This is a genomic window from Micromonospora sp. R77 (assembly GCF_022747945.1).
Classification (GTDB): domain Bacteria; phylum Actinomycetota; class Actinomycetes; order Mycobacteriales; family Micromonosporaceae; genus Micromonospora.
The window spans coordinates 1-1520 of record NZ_JALDST010000016.1 but is presented as its reverse complement, the minus strand read 5'-3'; the positions used below and the strand labels follow the sequence as shown (position 1 = coordinate 1520).

The following is a 1520-nucleotide window of genomic DNA, read 5'->3' as shown; positions in this document are numbered from 1 at the left end:
GTGGTCGGCGCCGGCCTCGGTGGCCTGGCGGTAGCCGGCGCGCTGGCCCGCTCGGGCTGGCAGGTCACGCTCCTGGAGCGGGCCGACCGGGTCCGCCCGGAGCCGACCGCCGTCGTGCTCTGGCCCAACGGGGTACGCGCGCTGCGCGCCCTCGGCCTCGGTGCCGGGCTGGACGCGATCGCCACCGAGCTGCCCGACGGCGGGATCCGCCGTCCCGACGGGCAGTGGCTGGTGCAGCCGCGTCCCACGCCCGCCGAACGGATGCCCGTGGTGGTGCACCGGGAGGACCTGCACGACGCGTTGATCGCCGGGCTCGGCGACCGGGTGGAACTGCGTACCGGGGTGGCCGTGCGGACCGTGCGGGCGGTCTCCGGGGAACGCCCCGCCGTGGGTGACGGCCGCCGCACCATCGAGGCGGACCTGGTGGTCGCCGCCGACGGCACCGACAGCGAGATCCGCCGGCAGCTCGCCCCCGAGGCGACCGTGGTCAGCTCCGGGTGCGCCGCCTGGCGGGCGGTGATCCCCTGGTACCAGGCGCCGAGGCTCCCCGCCGATCAGCCGGTGGGCGGGGAGACGCTGGGTGCCGGCTACCGGTTCGTGGCCGCCTCGCTGGGCGAGCGCGGCACCGCCGGCGGCTCCAGCCGGGGCGGCATCTACTGGGTGGCCACCGCTGCCGGCGCGCCCCGGCCGGAGCCGCCGGAGACCCAGCTCACCCTGCTCAAGCGCTGGTTCGCCGGCTGGCCCGCGCCGATCGCCGAGCTGCTCGACGCCACCGACCCGGCCGACCTGGTGCAGCAGGAGATCCGCGAGCTGCGCCCGCTGCCCCGGGCGTACGGTTTCCCGGTCGGGCCGGGCGGGGTGGTGCTGCTCGGTGACGCCGCGCACGCCATGCCACCGCACCTCGGGCAGGGCGCGTGCCTCGCCTTCGAGGACGCGGCGACCCTCGCCTCGCTGCTGAGGGAGTCCCGGCTGCCCGACGCGGTCGCGTCGTACGACCGGCTGCGCCGGCCCCGCGCGGCGACCGTGGTCCGGCAGACCCGCCGGATGTCGGCGGTCCTGCAGACCCGGGGGCGGCTCGCGCTGCGCGCCCGCGACGCGGCCCTGGGCACGATCAGCCCTCGGCTGCGCAACACCGCCGCCTCCGCCGCCGCCCAGTGGCAGCCGCCGGCCTGAGCCGCCGGCAGCCCCCGAACCGCCGGCAGCGGTCGGTGGGCCGGTAGCGGTCCGCGCGGTCGGTGGTGGCCGGCAGCGGCGGCGCCGGGCGGTCAGCCGATGACGGCGGCCGGCTCGGCGATGCAGGCGGTGCCGACCCGGTGGAACCCGACCCGCAGGTAGACCCGGGCGATCTCCTCGCTGCCGGCGGAGAGGAAGACCAGGTCGGTGCCGGCCGCCCGCAGCTCGTGGGCGAGGGTGGCGGTGACCGCCGCGCCGAGCCCTCGGCGGCGGGCCACCGGCAGGGTGGCCACCCCGGCGATCTCGGCGACGTCGTCGACGCGCATCGCCATCCCGCTGGCCAGCGC

2 protein-coding genes are annotated in these 1520 nt (G+C 78.7%); one reads left to right on the top strand and one right to left on the bottom strand.

The features are described 5' to 3' along the window. Positions 1 to 1173 (top strand): NAD(P)/FAD-dependent oxidoreductase (locus MRQ36_RS32865; protein ID WP_242801720.1); only part of this gene is annotated, 1173 nt, incomplete at its 5' end. Positions 1174 to 1265: 92 nt separating this feature from the next. On the opposite strand, the gene MRQ36_RS32860 is transcribed toward MRQ36_RS32865, so the two are convergent. Then, on the bottom strand, positions 1266 to 1520 hold a 255-nt coding region (locus tag MRQ36_RS32860; protein WP_242801718.1), incomplete at its 5' end, for a GNAT family N-acetyltransferase.